General features: G+C 32.0%; 18 protein-coding genes and 2 pseudogenes. 14 read left to right on the forward strand and 6 right to left on the reverse strand.

Annotated features, from left to right (window positions below; all coding sequences use genetic code 11):
* Positions 1–141: 141 nt before the first annotated feature.
* Positions 142–1,215 carry an RDD family protein gene (locus OPR30_RS03885; protein ID WP_265030442.1) on the reverse strand — a complete coding sequence of 358 codons (1,074 nt, stop codon included), beginning with the start codon at positions 1,213–1,215 and terminating at the stop codon, positions 142–144.
* A 583-nt stretch (positions 1,216–1,798) separates the two neighbouring features.
* Here OPR30_RS03885 and OPR30_RS03890 point away from each other — a divergent pair.
* Positions 1,799–5,473, forward strand: coding sequence for an ankyrin repeat domain-containing protein (locus OPR30_RS03890; protein WP_265030443.1), 3,675 nt, complete (start codon positions 1,799–1,801; stop codon positions 5,471–5,473).
* Positions 5,474–5,714: 241 nt separating this feature from the next.
* Positions 5,715–6,948, forward strand: a pseudogene (locus tag OPR30_RS03895) (IS256 family transposase).
* Positions 6,949–6,990: 42 nt separating this feature from the next.
* On the opposite strand, the gene OPR30_RS03900 reads toward OPR30_RS03895, so the two are convergent.
* Positions 6,991–7,368 carry a TraR/DksA family transcriptional regulator gene (locus OPR30_RS03900; RefSeq protein WP_254229723.1) on the reverse strand — a complete coding sequence of 126 codons (378 nt, stop codon included), beginning with the start codon at positions 7,366–7,368 and terminating at the stop codon, positions 6,991–6,993.
* 108 nt (positions 7,369–7,476) lie between these two features.
* Here OPR30_RS03900 and OPR30_RS03905 point away from each other — a divergent pair, with 108 nt between their 5' ends.
* Positions 7,477–8,124: a heme exporter protein CcmB gene (locus OPR30_RS03905; RefSeq protein WP_264374763.1), complete on the forward strand. Its 648-nt coding sequence runs from the start codon at positions 7,477–7,479 to the stop codon at positions 8,122–8,124.
* Between the two features lie 168 nt (positions 8,125–8,292).
* Here OPR30_RS03905 and OPR30_RS03910 read toward each other — a convergent pair whose 3' ends face one another.
* Entirely contained in the window at positions 8,293–9,003 is a 711-nt protein-coding gene (locus OPR30_RS03910) for a class II aldolase/adducin family protein (protein ID WP_265030444.1), read from the reverse strand.
* Positions 9,004–9,238: 235 nt separating this feature from the next.
* Here OPR30_RS03910 and OPR30_RS03915 point away from each other — a divergent pair, with 235 nt between their 5' ends.
* Positions 9,239–9,823: an AAA family ATPase gene (locus tag OPR30_RS03915; protein ID WP_264377893.1), complete on the forward strand. Its 585-nt coding sequence runs from the start codon at positions 9,239–9,241 to the stop codon at positions 9,821–9,823.
* On the opposite strand, the gene tsaB is transcribed toward OPR30_RS03915, so the two are convergent.
* From tsaB to ubiG, 3 genes are all read right to left on the reverse strand, one after another.
* Positions 9,793–10,398: a tRNA (adenosine(37)-N6)-threonylcarbamoyltransferase complex dimerization subunit type 1 TsaB gene (tsaB, locus tag OPR30_RS03920; RefSeq protein ID WP_264377894.1), complete on the reverse strand. Its 606-nt coding sequence runs from the start codon at positions 10,396–10,398 to the stop codon at positions 9,793–9,795. The genes OPR30_RS03915 and tsaB overlap by 31 nt on opposite strands.
* Positions 10,398–11,528: a cation:dicarboxylate symporter family transporter gene (locus tag OPR30_RS03925; RefSeq protein WP_007302676.1), complete on the reverse strand. Its 1,131-nt coding sequence runs from the start codon at positions 11,526–11,528 to the stop codon at positions 10,398–10,400. The genes tsaB and OPR30_RS03925 overlap by 1 nt, the downstream gene beginning before the upstream one ends.
* Before the next feature lie 107 nt (positions 11,529–11,635).
* Positions 11,636–12,802: a bifunctional 2-polyprenyl-6-hydroxyphenol methylase/3-demethylubiquinol 3-O-methyltransferase UbiG gene (gene ubiG / locus OPR30_RS03930; protein ID WP_265030445.1), complete on the reverse strand. Its 1,167-nt coding sequence runs from the start codon at positions 12,800–12,802 to the stop codon at positions 11,636–11,638.
* Positions 12,803–12,947: 145 nt separating this feature from the next.
* Here ubiG and dnaG point away from each other — a divergent pair, with 145 nt between their 5' ends.
* From dnaG to OPR30_RS03985, 10 genes and pseudogenes are all read left to right on the forward strand, one after another.
* Complete coding sequence (dnaG, locus tag OPR30_RS03935) at positions 12,948–14,681, forward strand: DNA primase (protein WP_265030446.1); 1,734 nt, start codon at positions 12,948–12,950, stop codon at positions 14,679–14,681.
* Positions 14,682–14,779: 98 nt separating this feature from the next.
* The gene (locus OPR30_RS03940; protein WP_265030447.1) at positions 14,780–16,078 is read left to right on the forward strand and encodes a Na+/H+ antiporter NhaC family protein; all 1,299 of its coding nucleotides are present in this window, start codon (positions 14,780–14,782) and stop codon (positions 16,076–16,078) included.
* 135 nt (positions 16,079–16,213) lie between these two features.
* Positions 16,214–16,468 carry a DnaJ domain-containing protein gene (locus OPR30_RS03945; protein WP_265030448.1) on the forward strand — a complete coding sequence of 85 codons (255 nt, stop codon included), beginning with the start codon at positions 16,214–16,216 and terminating at the stop codon, positions 16,466–16,468.
* Between the two features lie 156 nt (positions 16,469–16,624).
* A complete protein-coding gene (locus tag OPR30_RS03950) occupies positions 16,625–17,980 on the forward strand; it encodes a TomO hydrophobic C-terminal domain-containing protein (RefSeq protein ID WP_265030449.1) in 1,356 nt (451 codons plus the stop codon).
* A 237-nt stretch (positions 17,981–18,217) separates the two neighbouring features.
* Positions 18,218–18,565, forward strand: coding sequence for a ferredoxin family 2Fe-2S iron-sulfur cluster binding protein (locus OPR30_RS03955; protein ID WP_006013713.1), 348 nt, complete (start codon positions 18,218–18,220; stop codon positions 18,563–18,565).
* A gap of 7 nt (positions 18,566–18,572) precedes the next feature.
* Positions 18,573–19,586, forward strand: a complete 1,014-nt coding sequence (locus OPR30_RS03960) for a hypothetical protein (protein ID WP_064085306.1) — start codon at positions 18,573–18,575, stop codon at positions 19,584–19,586.
* Positions 19,570–19,971 carry a cytochrome c-type biogenesis protein gene (locus tag OPR30_RS03965; RefSeq protein WP_010401557.1) on the forward strand — a complete coding sequence of 134 codons (402 nt, stop codon included), beginning with the start codon at positions 19,570–19,572 and terminating at the stop codon, positions 19,969–19,971. Before OPR30_RS03960 ends, OPR30_RS03965 begins: the two co-directional genes overlap by 17 nt.
* A 129-nt stretch (positions 19,972–20,100) precedes the next feature.
* Positions 20,101–20,238 (forward strand): annotated as a pseudogene (locus OPR30_RS03970) (IS256 family transposase); the annotation flags it as partial.
* Positions 20,239–20,724: 486 nt separating this feature from the next.
* Entirely contained in the window at positions 20,725–21,138 is a 414-nt protein-coding gene (locus OPR30_RS03980) for a hypothetical protein (protein ID WP_264377900.1), read from the forward strand.
* Positions 21,139–21,313: 175 nt separating this feature from the next.
* Complete coding sequence (locus OPR30_RS03985) at positions 21,314–21,847, forward strand: HK97 family phage prohead protease (protein ID WP_264330406.1); 534 nt, start codon at positions 21,314–21,316, stop codon at positions 21,845–21,847.
* Positions 21,848–21,886 lie beyond the last annotated feature (39 nt).

Below are 21,886 nucleotides of genomic sequence, written 5' to 3' on the forward strand. Positions count from 1 at the left end.
TTCACCATCAAGCTAAATAATTGTAAATTACTTATGTAAATATCCAATTTAGCTTTACTTATGACATAGGTATTTCTAGTGTCAACAATTTTTTCAAGTAAACTGTATACAGATCAGAAATTGAATAGTAAAATCCGTAAATTAGCCTTTAGGTTTATTTATCACTATTGCTTCTGCTTTTTTCTTTACAGCCACTGTTTTTGCAATTTTATCGTGAAGAAATTGCTTGCGTCTGTCAAATATTCCACATATGAAAATTAGTATTATAGCTGTAAAGGTTAAGTCTGATAAAGGTTCAGACCACCATTTAGAAATATACTTATTAAAAAAGAATATATCCATAATAAACAAAGAACTCAATATGAAGCTAATAACTTCAAGAGAAACATATCTAATTATTGCTTGTATTAGAGTAATATTGTTAAGTGTATCTGCATCTTTGATATGAATGCCGCATAACGATTGTCCTGGAGTACTACCAGATCTTTTTATCATGAATACTCCAAATACTATTGATAGCAAAAAAGATAAGCAACTACGTGTAATGAATAATTTAAATCCAGCAATGTGAAAAATTGCCCCTACAAGAACCAGCAAGACTAAAGAAATTCCTATAGTAATAAGATGGTCAATAATATATGCTATGGCACGTCTAGTTATTCCCACATAGTTTAAATTTAAATGACATTCTTCAGGTTTATAGTCTACCACTACCGTATTTGCAATTTTATCGTAGAAAAGCTGCTTGCGTTGATCAAATATTGAAGGTACTAGGATCAATATTGGTAAGATTAAAAACCACTCAGAAATGTAATAGACAGGTATAAACAAAAGCGCCTTGAGAGTACTTCTTGTCACTACTTGCATTAAAGCAGCGTTTTGAAGTGTATTTGCATCTTTTATATACATATCAAGTAGTAATTTTCCTGGAGTCCATCCAAGTTTTGTTATCATTAATACTTCTAATGCTATATATACTAAACTATCTAATAATATACCTAGGTCTCCTAGTATTTCATGTCGTTCTGATATAAGGCCAGTATCAGTGTCGGTATCAGAAAAGACATAATTAAAAAAGTTAGTAAGAGATTCTTCTGGTAATATAAATGAAATTAACAAAAAAAAGAATGAACAGCAGACTAGGAATGTTGTTTGGTCAACTAAATACGCTGCAATACGTTTAGTAACTTTTGCATAGTTCACTCTAACACCCATTTTTGTATCCAACACTATTATCTAATGTTATTATGTTAGTGCTTAAATAATAGTAAAATTGCTGCTGGTTGAGAGCATGAGAAATATTTACATTCATATAGAAAACATGGGTTCCTTTAGCATCACAACAAATTGAATTATTTACTTCCTCCAAAAAACATAAAAAGATCGTATATTTGTGAGAACAAGCAGCGTAAAAATAGAGTTGTGAAAGCAGAAGCTTGAAATCTTTGCAACAAAGCTAAGCAAATTAGTTCATATGTAAATTTAGCTGAAGTAGGCTAATATGGATGGTTTTAGCGTATAGTAAAATTGTTATATAAAAAAGTTCGTATGTATCGTTTGGTAGACCAATGCATTCCAAAACGAACGATTCTCACGCTAGCTGTTTTTGATTGTTAGAAACGATCAAATTATTCAGGTTATTTAATACCAAACAAGTATAAATTTATTTCCTTACTTATCTAATCACGGGATGAGAATTACGTATGAATAAATAATATTAGTTAATATAATAATAGAAATATTGACATATTAATAATATTATTATACTCTTAATATAATTAAGTAATTAAGAGAAGTTATGAGTATTGTATTGTTTTATAAGAAGTTTAATGACCATGATTTAGGTGATGATAAAAGTCCTTTGAGAAAAAAATTCAACGAAATAATTAAAGATTTAAAAGAGAATAACAGTACAAGCCAAGGGAATATAAAATTAATAAAAGGTGATGGGAATATTGAATATTCTCGAGCTAAATTAAGTGATAGTGACAGATTATTATTTACAAGTATAAAGCATAACAACAAAGATGCTTTTGTTATTTTAGAAGTAATTCTAAATCATGATTATCATAAGTCTAAATTTTTAACAAATAGAGAAAAAATAAAAAACATAGAAATAACAAGTGAAGAAGTTCATGATACAGTGGAGATTGAAGATGCTCCACAAGTTAGTTATCTCGGTAAATTTATTACTTTTAGTGCAAAGCAAGAAGATATAGTTGAAAAAATTGGAAAGCTTGAATTACCTTTAGTTATTAGTGGAGCTGCTGGTAGTGGAAAGACATCAGTGGCTTTGGAGGGCCTAAGGAAGATAAAAGAGAAGTTCGAGGGAGGAAAAATTCTATGTATTACCAAGTCCGAAAATCTTGTAAAAGAATCAAAAAAATTATTTGAATACGAATACTACGATGAAACTGCTGGTGAGTTCAAGATTGCTGCTCCAGAAGAAATTGATTTCTTATCTCTTCATGAGTTTCTTGAAAAGCGAGCAGAAGATATAAAAGGAAAGAAGCCTATTGATAGAAGTAAGTTTTGTTCATGGTTCAACGGAAAAGATAAATTTGAAAAGTATAAAAAAGATAAATTTGAAAAGTATAAAAAAGACGGAGATAAAATATTCGAAGAATTTACAGCTGTGATAGGTGGAGGAAGCTTATTAGAAGAAGATCAATATACTCAATTAGGGGATAGACGAGCTATATTTCCTAAAGAAGAAAGAGGCAATATCTATGGTCTTTTTGAAGAATATAAAAAATTTATAGAAAAATATTCAGAATATTATGATCCTAATCTTATTGCTCATAAGTGTACTGAAGAAAAAATTTATGATGCGATTGTTGTAGATGAAGTTCAGGATTTAACCGAAAGCACATTGGGTTTAATATTGAAGAGTTTGAAGGATGAAAGTAAGGGTAATTTTTTATTATGTGGTGATGTTAATCAAGTGATACATCCAAGTTTTTTCTCTCTGTCTAGGTTAAAATCTTTTCTCTGTCAAAATAAATATATAAGGGATCAGGGTTCAGAAGTTTTTTATACCCTTGAGAAGAATTATCGTAATAGCGAGCAAGTTATTGAATTCGCTAATCGTATACTACATCTTAAGAATTATTGTTTTGCTTCAGAAGATAAAATAACAGTAGATAACGCTTTTTTCATGAAGAGTGATAATAATAATCAAGGAAACGTTGGCTTTATTACTGATGATAAAAAAGAAGAAATAGGAGAAAAAATACATAAATCTGTAAATTGGGCTGTGTTAGTTTTGGATGATGGGAGTAAACAAGAAGCTCGTGAGATATTCAAGACTTCACTTGTGTTTAATATACATGAAGCCAAAGGCTTGGAATTTGAAAATGTGATTCTTTACAAGTTTACATCATGTAAAGCTTATAATGAAATATGGAATATAGTATGCTCGGGTAAAAGTGAGTGGGAGATAGATAATAATATTAATAGTATTCGTTATTCATATAACGAAAAGGAAGTTAACACTTCAAGAAATAAGGATAAGAAAGATAAGTCTTTGGAAAAATATAAATTTTATGTGAACGCTCTGTATGTTGGAGTTACTCGTGCTGCTGTTAATCTCTATATTATGGATGATAAAAGTAATTTATTAAAAATAATAGAGCCAAGGGAAGAAGGTAATGTAAATATTGAGCAAGAAAAATCGAGTCTTGAAGAATGGAGAAATAAGGCACTAGAGTTAATAAAGAAAGGAAACATAGAGCAAGCAGAATTTATAGCAAGAAAATTGCAAAACGAAGGAAAAAAAGAATATGCTGAAGAGATTATGAATGTATTGAGAGCTAAGGGGTATCATGAAGAGGATCAGATCTTAGATAAGAACAAGCATACAAATTCAGTGTTAGAGAGTGATATAAGTTCTAGGTCTTCACAAAGCTCAGAACATGAAGGGAAAGATGATGATATTAGCAAGCTTCAGAATGAAAATAATCAAATTAAAAAGAAGAAAGCTAAAAAATTTCATCAAGTTCAAGAAGCGAAACCACAGCTTTCTTTAGATGAAAAAGATAGTACTAGTAAGAGTACAAAGACTCAGAATGGAAGGCATAAGCAGGATTTAAATGACGAAAAGGAATCAAAAAGATTAGAGAAAAATACAAATGAATTATTTTTAGCTTTAAAAAATGGTAATTTGCAAAAGGCTAAACGATTAATTAAGAAAGGAGCTGATATTAATGCTAAGAATGAGAAAAGTATAACTCCTTTACATTTGGCAGCAGTAATGAATTATAAGGAAGTAGTTGAACTACTTCTAGAGAAAGGAGCTAAGGTTAATGCTAGGGATATTTTAAATTGTACTCCTTTACGTATGGCAGCAGAAAATGGTTACTTTAATATAGCTCAACTTCTTTTGCAGTATAAAGCTGAAGTTAATATCAAAGATGCGTCAAGTAATACTCCTTTACATTTGGCAGCAAAAAATGGTCACGTAGATATAGTTAAACTTCTTCTGGGTTATGGAGCTGATGTTAATACTCAGCTGGTTGGAAAGTACTCAGGTGTGACTCCTTTGCATTTTGCAGTACTAGGTCATCACACTAATATAGTTAAATATCTTCTGGATTATGGAGCTGATGTTAATGCTAAAGCTACTGAAATTTTTAAAGATTTTACGCCTTTACATATGGCAGTAAACCAGGGTTACAATGATATAGTTACAGTTCTTCTGGAAAAGGGAGGAATTAATGTTAATGCTCGGGACCAGATGGGGTCTGTTCCTTTGCATTTTGCAGGAAAAAATGGTTACTATAAAATAGTTGAGCTTCTTCTGAAGAACAAAGCTGATGTTAATGCAACAACCAATGAAGGAATGTCTACTTTACATATCGCAGCATTCGAGAATCATGAGGATGTAATTAAACTTCTTCTGGAGCATGGAGCTGATGTTAATGCTAAGACTGAGAAAGGTAGTACTCCTTTGTTATTCGCACTAGATTGTAGACATTTCGAAGTGGCTAATCTTCTGCTTGCTGATCCAAATATTAATATTGGTTGTATAAAAGCTGCATCTATTAACAAGGAAAATAAAGAAGGCAAAGAAAAATTTTCTCAAAAATTTCGACAGGATTACAATTTATTTCAAAAGATAAAAGAAGTATCAAATGAAAAGGATACGGGTAAGTCAGATAAATTACTCAAAGAGATAGAAGAATTATTGGAATCAAAAAACAAACATGGTTTCAAACCAAGCTTAAACTACTCTCTAGATGGTAATGATGAAAATACGACTATTGAAATTGCTATTAAAGCTGGTGGAAAGTTACTGCAGCTTTTATATGATTATGCTGAGAAGGATATAGATGCAGACACTGAAATATTTAAACGACTCAAACATGCTAAAGAAAACTCTCAGTCTAAGAGAGATCTTTGTGATGTTTCTGTTTTAAAACATTCTACTCTAGATCAAGGTTTTGTGTCTAGTAATGATTGTGGAATAATTTGAGAGTATAATAAAATATGAAGAAATTCCATCAAAGGAGAAGTACTAAGTCTTTGTACTAGAGAAACAGAGATAATTCACAGATCATAAAATTTCAAGAAAAATAGTTCTCACAATAGCTGATTTTAGTGCTAAATAAGACAAGTTATAAACAGGCAAAACAACTCTTTTGGGAGTGTTAAATAAACTGTGTCAAACCGAGAAATGATGTATTTTAGTTAATATAAAAGCGGAGGTTTTACACATGAGTGAAAAAATAGCAAATAACTATGTTGGGTTAGTAAATTATCAAGAGTTAGAGTCAAATATCCTGTCATCTATAAGAGAAGGTAGGCCACTTACCGGAAGAGATGGAGCGCTAACACCATTGATAAAGAAGCTGCTAGAGGCAAGTTTAGAAGGTGAAATGGAGAGCCATCTATCAAATAATAGGAACGAAGAAAACAATCGCAGAAACGGCAAAAACTCAAAGACTTTACGAACAAGTTCCGGATCATTCGAACTGCTAACACCAAGAGATAGAGAAGGAAGTTTTGAGCCACAAATAGTCAAAAAAAGACAAACAAGCCTGCATTCTGAACTTGAAACAAAGATCTTGAGCATGTTTGCTAGCGGTATGGGATATAGAGACATAATGTCACACGTCGAAGAAATTTATGACAATAAGATATCTGTTGCTGAAATATCCAGTATTACTGATAAATTATTGCCAGTTATCAACGAATGGCGTAGTCGTCCTTTACAGGCAGTGTATCCGATAGTTTTTATGGATGGAATGTTCTTTAAAGTAAAAGAGGATGGACGCTGTGTAAGCAAGTGCATGTATAATATATTAGCAAAATGGCAGAAAAGAAGTACTAGGCTTTTATTTAGCTGAAAGTGAGGGAGCTAATTTTTGGTTGGGAGTGCTAAACGATCTTAAAGAAAGAGGAGTAGAGGATATTCTGATAGCTTGTGTAGATGGTCTCAAAAGCTTTCCTACAGCTATAAACAGCGTCTTTCATAATACAGAAGTACAATTATGTATAGTGCATCAGATACGCAATTCATTGAAGTATGTGGCTAGCAAAGATACAAAGAGCTTTTTAAGTGATTTGAAGAAGGTATATCAAGCACCAAGCAAGGAAATTGCTGAGAATTATCTACTAGAACTAGATGAAAAATGGGGTGCAAAGTACCCTATGGTTATAAAATCGTGGCAGAATAACTGGGAAAATTTGTCTAGTTATTTCAAATATTCTGATCCAGTGAGGAGAGTGATTTACACCACTAACCCCATAGAGGGATTACACAGGCAAATTAGGAAATTCACCAAGACCAAAGGCTCATTTACCAGCATAAATGCCTTGTACAAGCTGGTATATTGTGCTATAAAAAAGGTGGAAGAAAAGTGGACGATGCCTGTACGTGATTGGGCATTAACTATGTCCCAGCTCGACATTTTCTTTCCTGGTAGATTGAAAATTGAGTTGAGCTGAAAATTCGGTTTGACACAGTTTATTTAACACTCCCGACAAGTTCTAATCATTAATGTTATACACGTTCTTTTCTTTTTCTATTCTCTCTTGTTCTTCAATACAATACATAGCAAGCGGATTAGCTTTAAGTCTTTCGACTCCTATTTCTTCTCCCGTTCCATCGCAGTAACCATAAATGCCTAATTTTATTTTTTCCAACGCCTCCTTAATTTTTTCTTTTCTATCTTTTCGGCGCTTAATTAATTCTCCATTTTCACTATCAGAATAAATACTACTATCTTCTAGATCTTGTTTCTCCAGTTCAGAGAGTATTGATTTTAACTTTAAGCTAAAGTATTCCAGTTGTTTTACGTTCATATATTCTTCATTTTCTGAAGGAACGTAATCTTCCGGTAACTTTATTTTTATTAATTTTTCCATAGCATTATCAATAAAATATATTAAAACTTATATAACTTATAAACAAAAAAAATTATACTACCCTCAAAGTAAACACTATAATTTATAATAAACATTTAAAATCCTGGTATGATTAGTTCGGTAAAAAAATTAGTAATAAATGATAATAATCTTACTTATATAGTATGTATTTTTATTATAATGTTAAGTTTATCTTCATATACACTTGAAAACAACAGTAAACAAGAAGTTATATTAACATTAACATGGATATGTGCTACATTTGTTTTGCAGATCTCTACAAATAATTTATTTACATCTGATTATCATGATGGAATATTAGAGCAAATCTTTGTACAGCCACTCTCTTCTAGGCTGATAGTTGCTTATAAAATCTTCGCTCACTGGTTGTTATTTGGGTTACCGATTTCAGTGATTTCTTTCATGTTCAGCTTTGCAATTCTAGGCAATAATATTGAACATTCAATAGCAGTTGGAGTGTCTTTATTATTTAATACGCTGATAATCATTAATATTTCAGCTACTGGAAATGCATTGATGATTGGTCGAAATAACTTAGCATCAGGAGTGTCGCAAATTCTTGTTTTGCCAATGATAATGCCAACTTTTGTATATTTCAAATTGCTAACTCAATTTGAAAATTTATCCTTGAATATTTATACACTACTAATCACCATCTTAGTTTTTGTCATTTTAATTGTTAACAGCACTATAACTACTCACATAGCATTAAAATTTGCTGTGGAGCAGGATTGAAAAAACTTACTAGTTATTTACTTGTATCTGCTTAGTTAAGGGTGTTAACTTAAGTAGAGATGGAGACATTAGACTTCTTGCATGAATTACAGCGTGTGAAACCATTATTGGATTTCAGACTGGCTGGTTATGCAAGAAATCTAATATCTATCGAAGAGTCAGAAACTTTTATAACTTACCTTTAATCAACCTAACCCATGCGTGCCAATCTCTCTCACCAAGATTGCTTTCGAAAGACAGAAGATCCTTTACGGCTTTTGAGCAAATTTCTTCACTTGGAATTGACAACTCCCTATTCATTGCTAGCATCAGGCATTGAGTTTTACAAGCTTGTTCTAAGTGATACGTATAAAACATTGCTTCTTGTATAGTCTGACCACATGTTATAGATCCATGATTGCGCATTAACATCACAAAATTTTCTTTCAAATCAGCTATTAATCTTTTTCCTTCTGTATCATCAAGTGCCAGGGAATTATAATCATGGTAAGATACCTTATTATAAAAGTGCAGCGCCCACTGACTTATTGGGAGTAATCCATCCTTGAGAGAAGAAACTGCTACAATAGAAGGTGTATGTAGATGAAAAATTGCTTCAATATCTTTCCTTGCTTGATAAATGAAGCCATGGATTACATAGCCAGTTTTATTATATTGATATTCTTTGCCTTCAATTATATTCCCATCAAACGATACTTTCATCAATGAACTTTCATCTACTTCATAAAAACGTATACCAAACGGATAAACATAAAATGACTTTTTATCTTCAGAACGTACAGAGAGATGAGTATACGTATGATCATCTAATTTAAGATAAGATAAAATCTGATAGGCGTTAACTAGGTCTCTTTTCAACTCACTATTTGTTAATAACATAGCTCTTGACTAAAATTTTCTAAGGATTTATACGTGAAAAAAAGTTTATTATAAACTAAAAAGTGAACCTACTTTAAAATAATAAGCACTTTTACTTGCCTTAGGTGATTAGAGTTTACATTTCTAGATTACATAATATTTTAACTATAAAAACGGCTTTTTATGTAATATTTCATATGTTTTAAAGCCTTGTTTTTATGTTATTATAAGTGTAGGTTTTAATATTAAGAGTAATATGGTAAATATTGACATAAAAAAACAGCTAACAAAATTTTTCATATATATCACTGGTCTTCCAGGAAGTGGTAAACTTTCTACAGCAATAGTATTATCTAGTATGATAAATGCACTAATTGTAAGTGGATTTGAATATAATCAAACTTCCAAAGAAGTTCAAAATAGAATATATAACATTGTGCAGGTTATGCTTCAGGCAGTAGAAGCCTATCCAATTGATTCAAAAAATTATATATTTCTTGATGACTTAATGAAAAATAATAATGACAACATAACAATATATAACTCAATAGTAGAACTTAGTAAAAAAATGAGCACAAAAATCCTTCCCATAGTACTTAGGTGCAATCCATTGATATTACAAGAGCGTACTATATTAAAAAAGCAAAGAAAAAATAGGAAGGTTACCAATATAAATAGTATTAAATTTAGAGCGGAAAATTTATTTGTGCCACCAAATGCTATAGAGATAGAAAATTCAAATATGAGTATAAAAGAAGTAGCAGAAGAAATAGTAAGTCAGATGTACAAACTTGGCCAAATTAATAGTGTTTACGCAATAGGCAACGATTTCATATACTGAGGCTCATTTAAATATAGAGCCTCAACACCATTTAATTTTTGTTTATTTTTTAGTCTATAACGGACTAATAGCCCTGCATGGCTAGCATTTAACTCTGGTAAACTGCAATCCATATATGTAATGCAGTCCGTTTCAGGCTGGAGTTCACTTACTACAGCAGGATTTGATAGCGGTAACAAATTGAAATCAAATAACTGTGTATAAAACTTTTGATCATCTTCGATTATAGCTTTAATATTTTTTTTGCTATTTGCACAAAGTAGCGATATTGCATATGCTTGAGCTTCCAGCTCACTAACCCCATATAACGGCTTATTTGTAGCAAGATTTATACCTTGTGCAGTTGATATACCAACTCTGATTCCAGTAAAACTTCCTGGTCCAACTATCACTGCTAAATGGTCTATTTTATCGTAGCTGTAATTATGCTTATCAAACAAAGTATTCAGTATTTGAAAAAATGATTCTGCATGACTATTGTTTGCAGAATTGCGTTCTACAAAACAATTACCATCGTAATCAATTACTGCTATTGAACTACCAGCACCTACAGTATTAATTGCTAGAATGGACATCACTTAAGCTTATCATAGAGCTTTGTAAACATCATAGTGAACGCACCGTTACCCATAACATTTGCTGAAGTTATTATTGGGTCAAATACTATATACAATGCTGTAATTAATGAAAGCATCTCTGGAGAGAATTTAAGATACTTCTCAAGAACAGGCAACATTACCATAATTCCTCCCGCTGGAACTGCAACAATAGCAAATTTAAATAACAGAAAGTAGAGAAGGAAAGTCACATAGTCTGTTGCAGACAATGCACCACCAAAAGTCATTATCATTGATAGTATTATAATAAAAAAGCAATCACCTACTAAATGAAAGCTAGCAGTTATTGGCACAACAGACGATGCTATATCATGCTGCTTTACATTTTTTTTGCTTCCTTCAAGAGTAAGCGGCATAGCTGCATTACTAGACATTGTGCTCATTGCAGTAATAAATGCTGGTATCATATTACCTATACTAGCTATCCAGCTTGTGATCTTGAACGAATTTGCTGCTCCATATAAGAGAAAAACATAAAGGTAAGTTGCAGATGATATAATAATAAAAATTATTGAGTAATCCTTAAATATTATGGGTAAAACCTGATCATGTTCCATTTTTAAAGCAAGACCAAGTACAAACATTGGAATAATTGGCGTCAAAAATGTCTTCAAAATAAAGAGAGTTAAATCTAACATTTTGTTCGAGAGCTCTTTGCTTTTTTTTGGTAATATTGTGGACACTAATATGCTTAACACAAATCCACAAGCAAGGGCATAAAAATTAGAAAGCAATGCAGGTATCCTAAATGACCATAAAGGAACAATTGTTTCTTCATATGTTATATCTTGTATTGAATAAGTGTTTTGTGTGATGAAATGCCCAACAGAATAAGCTATTAAACTTGAAGCTAGATTCGACAAGAAAATCGTTATAATAAGTAACAATATAAACTTTATAGCCGACTGCTTAAGATTGTTAACACTACTAAAGATTAATGCAAAAACAATAAAAGGCATTATAAATAGTAAGATCTCTTTTATACTAAGGCTTATTGAATACAAGAAGGTTTTCACTTCCATTGGAACTAGATGACCAAAAAATACAACCGAAGTGATAACAGCAAGTAAGGTTAGTAATTGTAACATATTCTAATATAGCGATATCCTATGGAAATACATATGATAAATTAGCTGCTAAGTAAAGTAAAACTGCCTAAAATATTTGCATTACCTTCTAGTACTTGAATGAGATTTCAAGTTACAACGTTTCCACAAAGTATATAATTAACATCCACACCTTTGGTCAAGTTCCATTCACGCTTTATTACATTATATTCCATACCAGCCATGTTTTGCAGTATTACGTTGTTTTCCCTTAGATGATTTGCAATTTCTGATGGCTTGAGAAATTTATTCCAATTATGTGTGCCTTTTGGCAGCCAGTTTAATATGTACTCTGCGCCGACTATTGCAAGACAGAAGGATTTAATAGTTCTATTTATCGTCGATATAAAAATTAGCCCTTCTGGCTTCAACAGCTCTATTGCTTTTTTCATGAAAAACTCTAAATTATCGACATGTTCAACCACTTCCATCAACAAAACCACGTCATACTTCTTGTCATTGCTTAGCTCTTCAATGCTAGTGTGTGTGTATTCTATATTTAACCCTACTTTCTTCGCATGCGACTGTGCCACTTTTATGTTTTCCTCACATACATCTATTCCTGCAACGCTAATACCAATACGCGCCATTGACTCTGACAAAATGCCACCACCACAACCAACATCGAGCAATGATAGTTCTTTTAAATCGCATTTTTTTAATTCTTTTATTTTCTCAATGATGTATGATACTCTCACAGGATTCATCATGTGCAATGGCTTGAATTTGCCATTCTCATTCCACCATTCACCTGCTATTTTAGCGAATTTTGATATTTCATCTTCGTTATAAGTTTTTGTGGTTTTTTTCTTGCTAATATTGCTAAGTTTATCAAGGCGTTCTTTATGTCTACTTTCTTTTGAAAATTCTGTTTCGAGGAATTGTTTGACTATGTCTTTTGCTAATCCACTCGCAGTAAACCCTGCACCAAGACAAAGTATATTCGCGTTGCCATGCTCGCGAGCTAATTTTGCGATCTCAACACTATTACATAAAGCAGCATAGATTCCTTCAAAACGATTTGCCACAGTACTCATGCCCAAACCTGTACCACAAATTAATATTCCATAATTTGCTTTTTTGTTTGTTATATCTTCTACAACTTCAGCAGCATAGTCAGGGTAGTCTACACTCTTTTGTTCAGCAGTGCAGCCATGGTCTATCACTGTATAATCTAAAGTTTCCAAGTAAGCCTTTATTTCTGATTTTAGTTCATAACCTGCGTGGTCTGAAGCAACTGATATCACATCTGACATATAAGAAATTGCAACTTAAGGGTATTTATATGGGTAATTTATTTTGAGCTTTTTGTCAAGCTCTCCTGATCTTTCTGAATAAATTTCGAGTCAGATATGCATAAATTCTATATAATTTTTATCCTACCACTACTAATTCGGTAAAATGGATCATATAGATATTATAAAGTCAAAATTATTGTTGTCCGACATAGTAGGAAAAAAAGTTAGGTTAATAAAAAGAGGAGATAGTTTTGTTGGACTCTGCCCATTTCATAACGAAAAAACTCCATCTTTTTCGGTCAGCAATATTAAGGGTTTATATTATTGTTTCGGTTGCTCAGCTCATGGTGATGTGTTTGAATTTATTTCACAAACTGAAGGCTTAAGTTTTAAGGAAGCGTTGGAAAAATTGGCATCTGTTGCAGGTGTTGAGTTACCCAAAAACCTCAGCTTTGCTAAAGAAAATGACAAACTGTTTTCAGCACTGAATTTAGCTGCAAGTTGGTTCGCGCAGAAAAATCGAGGTGTTATGGCTTATTTAAGGCAGCGCAAGATCTCACTCAAAATCATAGATAAATTTAAGATAGGTTATGCACCAAGTTCTGGCTTGAAGGAATATTTGAACTCCTCTGGTATTAAAGACGAGATTTTGATCGATGTTGGGTTAATAAATAAGAATTCTCGTGATTATTTCTATGATCGGCTGATATTTCCTATACACAACATCACGGGCAAAGTTATTGGTTTTGGCGGACGTGCGCTGAACTCTGAGCAACAGCCGAAGTATTTAAACAGCCCAGAGAATCAGCTCTTTAAGAAAAGAGAAAATTTATATGGATTAAACTTTGCTTTGAGTGAAATACGCAAAAAACAGCATCTATTTGTTGTTGAAGGATATATGGATGTAATAGCACTACATCAAGCGGGAATTAGCAATACAGTTGCTCCGCTTGGTACCGCAATTTCTGCAGAGCAGATAAAAAATCTATGGAAATTTGCTAAAGAAATTTCCATCTGTATGGATGGCGATAGTGCCGGACGTCATGCTGCTATTCGAATTGCAGAACTTGTTCTACCGATACTGGAGCCTGGATACACATTGAAGTTCGTGACTTTGCCAAACAATAAGGACCCATACGATATATGCAATGAGCTAGAATATAAGACAGAAGACGTACTCTCTGCTTTTAACCACTCAACAGAACTGCACTCTGAATATTTATGGCATCACATAATTGGTAGCAATTTGCAAAATTATGAAAAATTTGCTCCGGAAAAATATTCAATTCTTGAGCACAAGTTCATGAAATATGTCAATGCTATCGGTAACAGCAGTATTAGAAGGTATTATAGAGATTATTTTTACAATAAGGTCAGTGAATTAAGAAGAAACTTTAAAAAGCTGATTTTTAATAGCAAAGCAACAAAAGGTGAGTATCTTTACAATAAATCTCCAGAGCTAATTGAAGCAGAGCAAAATCAGGCCATAATTTTGCGTATAGCCGTAGAATTTCCTGAAATCTTGAACCGTCCTATATTTTTTGAGCAATTTTCTCATTTCGAATTTACTAATGAGATGAAAAAATTACAACAGTGCGTAATTAATATGGTAACTAGTGAGAGCAACTTTAATAAAGAAATTCTACTACAGGAGTCTAGTGTTATAAAGTTTATATTTGAAAAAACTAGCGTACTAAATAGTCAATTAAGTGAGAAGAGATCGGCAGAAACTGTCTGGAATAACATAGTATTACGGAAAGAATTAAATGTATTACAAGAAGAAAAAATTAAAGCAAGGCTGGGCGGTAATTTTGACTTAGAGGAAAGGCTAATAGAACAAATAAAGCAAATAGAGGATAGTATACAAGAAATGCAAATGGAATTTATTCAAAAGTAGATGGCTTAAGATGTTCAAAATTATTAGAAAAACACTGTATTAGTAGTTGCTTAAAATAGCTTATTCTAGTATATTTCTGGTTTGTTCAACTACGATAAGTGTTTTCATTTCTTCCTCTCATTATCTTTCTAGCTTTATACCTTGGAAGTGGTATTTATTTTTCTTTTATCGGACTTGGCAATCCTCTTCATCAAATTTCACCGTTAGTTTGCTTATTACCAGCATTATTTTTTGCTGTTCTATTCAATAAAAACAAAATTCAGCATAGTATTGATACACTTATAAAAGGTATGGGGAATAAAACTACTCTTACCGTGTGTTTGATTTTTCTCCTTGCTGGGGCATTTTCTACTGTTACTCAATCGCTTGGTAGTATAAATGTTATTGCTAGCTTAACTATTTGCTTTCTTCCAGCACAATTATTACTTCCTGGAATGTTTTTAATTTCTGCGTTTATTGCAAGTGCAATAGGCACATCAATCGGAGTTATTGCACTTATAACACCAATAGCTGTGAATCTAGCACAAAATGGAGCTTTTGATTGTGCGGTGGGCGTTGGAGCTGTGATAGGTGGGTCTATGTTTGGCAGCAACCTTTCAATGATATCTGACACTACTATTGCTGCTACTTCTTCACAAGGAGCTTCAGTAAAGGATAAAATAAAACTCACTTTCAAGACAGGATCTGTTACAGGTCTTATAATACTTACTTATCTAGTAATGATTTCAAATAGTACAGAAGTTGTTTCTATCTCAAGTCTGAATTATTTATCCATAGTCAAAATTATCCCTTATATATCTTTAATAATTATGGGTTTATTTGAAATAAACACTCTGGTAACATTAGCTATTAATATGGTTATTGCTGGGATATTAGGAATAGCTTTTTTTGATTATTCTCTTATTGAATATTCTCGTGACATATATAGGGGTTTTTATAAGATGAATGAAGTAATGATATTTATTCTCTTCAGTAGTGGATTAAGCCACTTAATGTACGAATACAGTCAGAAAAAGATAGATATATTCACCGATAAGGTGAATATGACAAAAACTCAAGCTGAATTTATGATTGCGGGAATATCATCTCTGTTTACTATTTTAGTTTCCAGCAATGTTGTTGCTATTTTATTAACTAGTAATATTGCTAAAAGGCTTGCGCAAAGATATAACATTGCACCACACCGTAGTGCGTACTTATTAGAGATATTTACTTCTATCACAAAAAGTATCTTACCTTATGGTTCTCACGTATTACTAGCAAGCAGCATTGCCTCTCTGTCACCTATCATCGTACTAACAAAAGTATATTATTGTTTTGTTTTTGCAGCAGTTGCGATAGGTGAAATAGTTATTAACGGCAGACGTCGTGCGGTTGTAGCTCCTCAATTACCATAAATAACTCTTTAAATTTTCACTCAATTTGTTGATAAATATTATAATATTTGCTAAAATACTTATATAGTACCAATTCTTTTAAAGACATAGTATTACTAATGTTATAAAAAATGTATCAAAATAGTGGAGAAACAAATGCCTGATTATTATGAAATATTAGGAGTAAAAAGAGATGCTACTCATGGTGAGATAAAAAAAGCATATTACAAATTGGCACGTGAGTTTCATACAGATAAATTGCATAAGGAAGTAAAAGCTTTAGATAAGCTAGAACGAGAAAAGAAGAACAGAACGCTACTACAATCGGAAGAAAATGAACGAGCTCAACTTAAAGAGAAATTGACAAAATTCAAGGAAATATCAGCAGCATACACAGTGTTATCTGACTAAACAAAAAAAAGCCAGTACGATAGAGGAAAGTATGAGGATGGGGATTGTAGTGATGAACTGGAGTTGTTGCGGGCAAAACTGATGGAACTGATAAGTAAACTTAAACAAGAAAATAAAAGAATGAAAATTTTTTATGAAATATGTAATATGTATTTGTTGAAAAGTCAAAAATTAATCAAAGAGGAATCAGAAAGGGTAATCAAGCGTTTTAAACAAATAGGCAAGATGGGCAAAGCTAAAGAGACTGAAAAATTAACCGAACTCGAATATGTAGACACTATTCCGCAATTGTTGTTAAATATCCAGTCAAATGAGTATGAAGAGTTTTGTGATATAATAAAGAAAGTTACAATTCCTGCTGGTGACATTAAATTTCTAGTGCAAATTGCTATTGCGTACGATCGTGTGGAATTTTTCGAGCTCTTTGAAGGAAGGATAGAAATATCACTAAATGAAATCTTAAGCTATGCTTATGAATACCAATCTGAAAAGTTTTTGGATTATTTTTTTAATGAGTGCTTAGATAAATTCAATATCAACTATACAGATGAAAAAGGAAATACAGCTTTACATCATACATTAAAATGGTTGGATTTGGATAAATCAAAATACCAAGGTTTTGTCAAGTCACTTCTTAGTAAAGGTGCAAGGCTTGATGTTAAAAATAGCAAAGATGAAACTCCATTTGATCTCTTGGTCAATTATGCTACATACCCTTTTCGTAAGAGAAAAATAGAAAGATTAAATAATCTTTCGGTGGTGCTTAGTTGTTGTAAAACTGATGAGCTAAAGAAGCTAGAAGGTACACCTGCATTAAATAAACTAGTAGATATTATTGTTGAATGTAACCATAAAGAAGCTCTAAATCTTCTAGTCGAAAATAACATAAAAATTTCAAGTATTACTTTAGAAAATATCGTTACAAGCAATTGCAATAAAAAGATTTTTGATTGCTTTTTACATAAAAATAAAATTGACTATCAAGATGAAAGTGGGGATACAGCTCTACATCATGCTTTAAGAAACTTGCACTCCGATAAGTCAATGCTTTGCAAAGTTGAATCACTTGTGAGTGCAGGTGCGAGATTTTATGTTAAAAATGACCAAGGTGAAACTCCGTTTGATCTCTTGGTTGAATATGTTGAGAAGGGGTTTTATGGTCAAGCGTCAAGGTTAAGTTATGCTTGGAAGTTGCTTAACAAATGTGAAAATAAAGATGTACTAAGAGAGCTAAAATATAAAGATGGTACTACTGCATTAGATAAACTAAATGAGCTTCGTATTAAGTGTCGTAATACTTCTATCATAGTTGCTTCTACGTTAGCAGTAGTAGGAGTTGCTTTAGAAGTAGCTATTGCAGTTTACTCAGGAATGTTAGCGTTAGGGATAGGAATTGGAGTTTGTTGTCTTGTTGTTGCTGCAATCATATACCATTGTAATAGTCCTGCAAATTTATTGAAAGATAGCAATGCTGAAGTTGCAATTAATCAAATGGCATTAGTAAAATTATAACTTAAGATCAGAAGAAATGGCAGATCAAGTTTAATAATGTTAATTCAGTAATATATTTAGTAAAATCTAAAACTAAGAAAATTCTATACTTGCAACTCTGTGAGATGCTGGTGGTATCTATCTTACTTTCTTGATAGGAATATAGATGACAAGAGATAGGCAATGGAATTACAAAGAGTTTGCAAATATTAGTTATTATTTGTAGAATATAGAGAAATTAGTAGAGATTTTAATAGTATGCCATCCGTTACTTTTATTTTACCTGATGGAAGTAAGAAAAGTTATGAAGCTGCAGAGGGAGAAACTCTTCTTAATTTAGCCCATAGAAGTGATCCAGATCTGCTTGAAGGTGCATGTGAAGGTTCTCTTGCTTGCTCTACATGCCATGTGATTGTTGATCCAAAATTTTATGATGTTGTAGAAACACATAATCCTATATCTGATGAGGAAAATGACATGCTGGATCTAGCTTTCGGTTTAACAGAGACATCGAGGCTTGGATGCCAAATAAAAATCACAAAAGATATTGACGGTTTGTGCGTAACCGTGCCCAGAGGTACAAGAAATATATCATTAGATAAATAAGAGGATAATGCGTAAAATTTTTATCTATATTCTCATCTCCTTACCTTTGTTTATTCCTCTAGCGTATAGTGGTTTTTGGTATTTTTCTGCATTTAAGGTAAAAAGTCTTTTAACTGATTACATTAATGACGAAAAAGTTGATATTTCACATGATTTTAAGGGATTTCCTTTTAACCTAGTTTTTCGTGTAACGAATCCAAAATTTTCTAATGAGCAATTAACTGTTTCATCTGAAGCTTTAGTGATAAAAAACAGATTATTTGATAAGTCAGTATATATCTATATACCAAGCAATAAAGTAAACATTGCTGTCCGTAGTGATGAGAAAAAGAATATAAAGTGTCACACACACGTGAGTAGCCACTTTGTTGTTAAACTAAATGATTTACTATCTTCATTAAAATTCAACAGAAATAGCACTGTAATAGACTATATAGATACATTTCGTTACGAAGATTATGGATTAAAATGTGATGTTTTAGAAAATCAGCAAAGTGTTATAACTGAAGTGAATGATAAAAGTAATTACATTCAATTTCACTTTGATAAAGAACTGAATGAAAATACTAAACTAGAATTTGATTTTTATACTTACCGTTATAAACATACTGCAAGTCCTGAAAATTACCTTAGTGTCGACGCTAAATTAGATTATGAATTTGTAAACCATATTTCAGCTTCTAAGATTAATTTCAACATAGAAAAATTTTTGATTGAGAGTAATAACTTTTCTATTGCTGCGAATGGTGGAGTAAGTAATTACAATTTAGTTACATCTTCATTTGAAGATAAAATCAATGTAGCCATATCAAATTATAAAGAATTAATTTCGTTTATGACTAATGATTCAAAGACTGCAGATAAATTGGAAAAATCAATATCTTCCTTATCAGAAAAAATCACTGATAACGACATTCAATTTTCAATAAAGTACGACAATAATGTAGGTTCAGGCTTTATTGGAAAATTATCCACTACTGATTTTATCACTCAATTCACCAAGAATGAGAATAGTAATTAGCTTACTTTTTACATTGATATTCCATTTAAGCATAAATGCTTTTACTTTGGATGATAAACTAAGAGACGAAAGCATGGAAGAGCGAGCAAGTAGCTTATTTGCAGTAATAAAGTGTCCAGTATGCTCTGGTGAATTATTATCCGAATCTGAGTCTCAAGTTGCATATGGTATGCGTAAGACAATTCGCAAGAAGATCAGTGATGGATATACTAACGAGCAAATAGTTTCAGAGTTAAAAAATTCTTATGGAGATTCAATTATCATTGTACCACCTGTAAAATCTAGTACCTACATTTTATGGTTTATTCCTTTTATAATTCTTCTTATTGGATGTTTTTTAATACGAAAATCAGTTCAGAAAATAGATAAGGTAGTAAAAAGATAACTATAGAGTAAAAGTGAGTTTACAACAAATGCAAGTAGCTACTATACGAACATGAGTTGGGAGTGTTAAATAAACTGTGTCAAACCGAGAAGTAAAGTAATAAATTGATAAAAAAATGGAGGTTTGACAATGAGTCAAGCAAACAGAACTACCGGTTTGGTAGACTATAAAGAATTAGAAACAAATATCTTATCATCTATACGAGAAGGAAGACCATTGACAGGAAGAGATGGAGCATTAACACCATTTATAAAAAAACTGCTAGAGGGAAGGCGTATTGTGCTATAAAGAAGGCAGGAGAGAAATGGACTATGCCTATACATGATTGGGCTTTAACTATCTCTCAACTTGATATCTTTTTTCCTGGTAGGTTAAAAATCGAGTTGAACTAAAAATGCGATTTGACACAGTTTATTTAACACTCCCGAAAATGCTACCACTGAACAACAAAATATTCAAGGACAGAGCATATAGCTACTTTTACCGTTATCCCAGTGTTGTAAAACTGGGATAGCACTTTCTACTATGAAAATTATCTAAAATGTTCGTACAGTTTTTACTGAAATTACAACTCACTGCAAATCATATAGCTGGTTTTTGCAGTCCAGAAAAGCTTAATTTATTTTCTTTTAGTGATTAATTTAAGCAATCATATTAATATAGTAAATATTTACTTAATATACTAGTATTTACCTTGACTAAACAATTATAGTGCTGTATGATTTGTACTTAAGCTTTAATAGTGAGGTGTTGATGGACACACAAGAATTAGAAAACTTACAGAAAAGTTCATCAACAAAATCCCAAGATGCTGAGGAGAAAACATCAGAAGAGTTGGAAAGAAATTTAAACCTGAATGAAGCCAATAATAAAGGTCTAAGAGAAGTTGAGTTGAGAAGACAGAGAGTAGCTGAAACAAGTAAACTGGTTGGATCAATGATTGGAGCATTCTTAGGCACAATGATATATTCTAAAATCTATCAAGAATACGAGGGAGAAACATGGACAGAGTCATTAATGAATGGTTTTATAGCCGCTGTTTCTTTGGGATTTGGCTTCCTTCTAGGAAAAATAATTAATCCTACAAATGAAGCTGTTTCTACAAATCTGGAAAACGCTGCTGTTGAACAACCCAATGTGCAACAAACCCTACCCTTATGTATATAAAATGACAAATTTTATAACTAAAAAAGTACTTCCCCATTTTCAAAGCACTGCATACAATAGAATTATATTGTAGTGCCTTATACTCATCCTGAGATATAGGAAAACAATCTATACAACATTTTAAGCTGGCTCAGAGCGCTGGCAAACCCAATACCATAATTTACAAGGAGGACTTATGAATAAGAAATTTCTCTATTCACCATTGTCAATAAAAAGCATAGAAGAAAACGGAGTATTTTCTGGCTATGCGAGCGTTTTTAATATAGTTGATAAGCAAAATGATCTGATATTACCAGGAGCATTTAAGAACAACTTAAATAAAAGTCAGATAAAACTTCTTTGGCAGCACAACCCAAGTGAGCCTATAGGTAATATTACAGATATTTGCGAAAATGATATTGGCCTATATATAACTGCACATTTGCTTTTTGGTATTCAAAAAGCAGAGGAAGCATATTTAATGCTAAAAACTGGAACTATTAACGGGCTTTCGATTGGCTATATACCGATAGAGTATGATGTTGATCATGAAAGCGGAGCTCGAGTGTTAAAACAAGTGGAGCTATGGGAAGTTAGTTTAGTCACTTTCCCTGCAAATTTGTCAGCTCAGGTAATCAATGTGAAGAATCATTACAATGAACAAGAAATGTTAGCAAGAGCAATAGAAAAAGCAAATTCTGTGCTTACGAACATGTGTATTTCTACTTAAAATCTATAAAAATTTTCACACAATTTAACATTTATATTA

This window comes from Wolbachia endosymbiont (group B) of Athalia cordata (assembly GCF_947251845.1).
Taxonomy (GTDB): domain Bacteria; phylum Pseudomonadota; class Alphaproteobacteria; order Rickettsiales; family Anaplasmataceae; genus Wolbachia.